3 protein-coding genes and 1 pseudogene are annotated in these 3,553 nt (G+C 73.0%); 2 read left to right on the plus strand and 2 right to left on the minus strand.

Annotated features, from left to right (window positions below; all coding sequences use genetic code 11):
• Positions 1–105: 105 nt before the first annotated feature.
• Together ACWCO3_RS32890 and ACWCO3_RS32895 are read right to left on the minus strand one after the other, a co-directional pair.
• On the minus strand, positions 106–969 hold the full coding sequence (locus ACWCO3_RS32890) for a DUF1028 domain-containing protein (protein ID WP_145779995.1): 864 nt from the start codon (positions 967–969) through the stop codon (positions 106–108).
• A gap of 51 nt (positions 970–1,020) precedes the next feature.
• Complete coding sequence (locus ACWCO3_RS32895) at positions 1,021–2,241, minus strand: low temperature requirement protein A (protein WP_450013825.1); 1,221 nt, start codon at positions 2,239–2,241, stop codon at positions 1,021–1,023.
• 154 nt (positions 2,242–2,395) lie between these two features.
• Between ACWCO3_RS32895 and ACWCO3_RS32900 the strand changes: the two genes are divergently transcribed.
• Positions 2,396–3,379: an LLM class F420-dependent oxidoreductase gene (locus ACWCO3_RS32900; protein WP_145785549.1), complete on the plus strand. Its 984-nt coding sequence runs from the start codon at positions 2,396–2,398 to the stop codon at positions 3,377–3,379.
• A pseudogene (locus ACWCO3_RS32905) lies at positions 3,376–3,465 on the plus strand (dehydrogenase); the annotation flags it as partial. The gene ACWCO3_RS32900 and the pseudogene ACWCO3_RS32905, both read left to right, overlap by 4 nt.
• Between the last annotated feature and the right edge of the window lie 88 nt (positions 3,466–3,553).

A 3,553-nucleotide genomic window follows, 5' to 3' on the forward strand; every position in this document is an offset into this window, starting at 1 on the left:
CGGATACAACACCGGTATCCGGACGAAACCGCGCCTTGCCGGATCGCCGCCCGGACTCCGCCTCGGCTCGACCGCCCTTATGAAACAGGCCCTAGCCCGAACAGGTCAGGTCGCGGACCGGGGCGCGGGGACGTGCGGGGCGACTCCGCGCAGGTGCGTCAGGACGACCGGATCGATCCGGCCCGGCACCAACCGCTCCTCCAGGTTCTCCAGCCCCGCCCAGGAGGTCAACGCCGCCTCGGGCCCATCGTCGGTCACCGGATGGCCCAGCGCCCTGAGCAACGCCGCCACCTCCTCGGCGACCGCGCCGGTCAGGTCGAGCAGGGTGGCCGGGTCCGGCCGACCGAACAGCATGGTGTGGACGGCGAGCAGCCGGCTCAGCTCGGCGATCGGGTCCGGGTGATCGTCCACGCGAAGGTCGACCAGCACGTCGCTGGTGCCGCCGTACCCGCCGCCACGCTCGACCACCAGCAACCCGGCGCTCTGCCGACCCCGTCGGTCACCGCCGGCCTCGTCGCCGGCCCGCAGCGCGGCGACCAGCCGCTCGGCGAACGGCAACGCCGCACCCGCCAGCCACGCCTCGCCGAGGGCGTCGACGACCTCCGGGCCGGTGAGTACGTTGCCCTGTGCGGCCCAACCGTCGCCGGTCCGCCCGCCGGCCCACGGGAGGCAGGCCGGCCCGGTCCAGCTGGCACCCGGACCGCTGGCCCCCACGACGCCGAGCTGGCGGTGCTCCCGCTCCGGGTCGGCGGCGACCAGCCCGGCCACGACATCGGTCGCCGCCACGCCGGTGCGCAGCAGGGCGAGGCCCTGCGGACGGTAGGCGAGGTTGGCGTGCGCCTGGGTGGCCAGCGCGCCCACCTCGGCGGCGGCGGCCGGCACCACCGCCCCGGCGGCGAGGAACTTGCTGGCGACGGCGACGCCGTGCAGACGGCCGTCGGCGGAGCGGGCGACGATGGAGAAGGTCACCGGCCGAGATTAACCGGTCGCGCCGGCAGCGAATCGACGTGCGTGGTCGTATCAGAACGGGGGTGCGGCCGGCTCCGGTGGGGCGCCGTGGGCCCGGCGGGCGTCGGCGACGACGACAGCGGCCAGCACGAGCGCCCCGACCGCTGTCGCGACCACACCCGGCAGGAACAACAGCGGCACCGCCGACACCGCCAGCGTCAGCAGGGCGATCCAGCGCGACGGCGAGACCCGCGCGAACACCTCGTACTCGAGGCGGGAACGACCGGCCAGGAACAGCGCCGGACCGCCGAGCACCAGGGCCAACCACGGCCCCGGGATCCGTTCCAGTGGATGCTCGATGATCAGCTCGTATCCGACCGCTGTGGCGGCGAGCCCGACCACCATCACCAGGTGGGTGTCGGCCGCCGACCGACCGATGGTCGCGGGGTGCCGGGCCTTCGTCACCGCCTCGCCCAGGATCCGCCCGGCCCGCTGGACGTAGATCCGCCACAGCATGATCGACGTGGCCAGCGCGAGCGCGAACGCCCAGGCGTGCCCCGTCTTGTACGGTCCCCTGCTGTACGCGAAACCGGCCACCAGGATCGTCTCGCCCAGGGCGACGAGGAAGAACTGCTGGTACCGCTCGGCCAGGTGCTCACCGGCGATCTCCCACTTGGAGATCGTCGAACGGCCCAGCCCCGGCACCGGCCAGCCACAGCGGGCGGCCAGGTACTCGATCACCAGCGCCGTCGTCCAGAACACCACCTGCATGTTGGTGCTCAACATCGCGCCGCTGATCCAGAACACCCCGCTGACGGCGAACACCACCGCCATGCGCACCTTCAACCGGCGGTACGGGTGCGGACCCAGCGCGATCGAGAGGATCACCGGTCGGGTCACCTGCGCGACCACGTACGCCACCGCGAACATCAACGCGGTGTCGCTGAACGCCCGGGGGATCGCCACCCCCATCACCATGCTGCACACCAACGCGGTGATCACCACGGTCTGCAGGGGCACCTTGTACGGGTCGTACCGGCTGGTCGTCCACGCGGTGCCCTGCCAGATCGCCCAGAGCGCGAGCAGCAGCAGTAGGGTCTTGCCGCTGCCGGTGACAGTGCCCCAACCGTGCTCCCGGCCCGGTTCCTGGGTCAGGTCCTCGAACGCGCGGGCCGAGATCCGGGTGAGCGCGAAGACGTACACCAGGTCGAAGAAGAGTTCGAGGAAGGTGGCCCGGCCGGGAGCGGTCGCCGCAGGGACCGGCTCCAGGCGTCCCGCTGCCCTGGAACCCATGGTCAGCGGCCTGCGCCGTCGGTCCGGTCCACCTGGCAGTCGTAGCACCCCCGATGGCACGCGCCGCCGGAAACCGGCGATTCTGCCCAGTACGGGGATCTTGCTCGCGTGCCCCGTCAACGGGCACGATCGATCGGTGACGAATCGATGGGGCATGACGGTGCCGCTGGGCGGCATCCCGCTGGCCGACCACGAGGCGGTCTACGCGACGCTCGACCGGGCCGGGTTCACCGACGTCTGGTCGTCCGAGGTCGCCGGGACCGACGCGTTCACCCCGCTGGCCCTCGCCGCCGCCTGGCAACCCCGGCTACGGCTCGGCACCGCGATCACGCCGGTCTTCACCCGGGGCCCCGGGCTGCTGGCGATGAGCGCGGCGGCGCTGGCCGAGGCCGCGCCGGGCCGGTTCTCGCTCGGCATCGGGGCGTCCTCGCCCGTGCTGGTCCGGGACTGGAACGCGGTCCGGTTCGACGAGCCGTTCCGGCGGACCCGTGACGTCCTGCGTTTCCTGCGCGCCGCGCTGCGTGGCGAGACCGTCGACGAGGTGTACGACACCTTCACCGTGCGACGGTTCACGCTGGAACGACCACCGGCGGTGCCGCCACCGATCCTGCTCGCCGCACTGCGCCCGGGAATGCTCCGACTCGCCGGCGCGGAGGCCGACGGGGTCATCCTCAACTGGCTCAGCGCCGACGACGTGCCGCGTGCCCTCGCCGAGTTGGGCGAGCGACGCCCCGGCTTCGAGGTCGCCGCCCGGATCTTCGTGTGCCCCACCGAGGACGCCGCGTACGCCCGGACTCTGGGCCGGCGGCTCATCACCAGCTACCTGACCGTCCCCGCGTACGCCGAGTTCCACCGCTGGCTCGGCCGGGACGAGACGCTCGCGCCGATGTGGGAGGCCTGGGCCGCCGGTGACCGGCGCGGGGCCAGCGCGGCGGTGCCGGACGACGTGGTCGACGCCCTGGTGCTGCACGGCTCGCCGGAGCGGTGCCGCGCCCAGGTGCGCCGCTACGCCGACGCCGGTGTGGACGTGCCGGTCTTCGCGCTGCTGCCCACCCCCGAGGTGACCGCCGGCGGTGCGACCGCGCTGACCACCCTCATCGCCCAGTTGGGTGTCGACCCGGTAGGAGCCTCCGCGTGAACCTCACCGACCGGATCGTGGTGGTCACCGGCGGGGCCGGCGGCATCGGAGCCGCACTGTCGCGCCGCTTCGCCGCCGAGCCAGCTTCGGTCACTTCCTGACCGGCAAGTTCCTGGAGATCTTCCAGTCGGTGGGTCTCAACAACGCCGGTGTCGTGCTGGTGGGCACGCACGC

This window comes from Micromonospora sp. NPDC002411 (genome assembly GCF_053592955.1).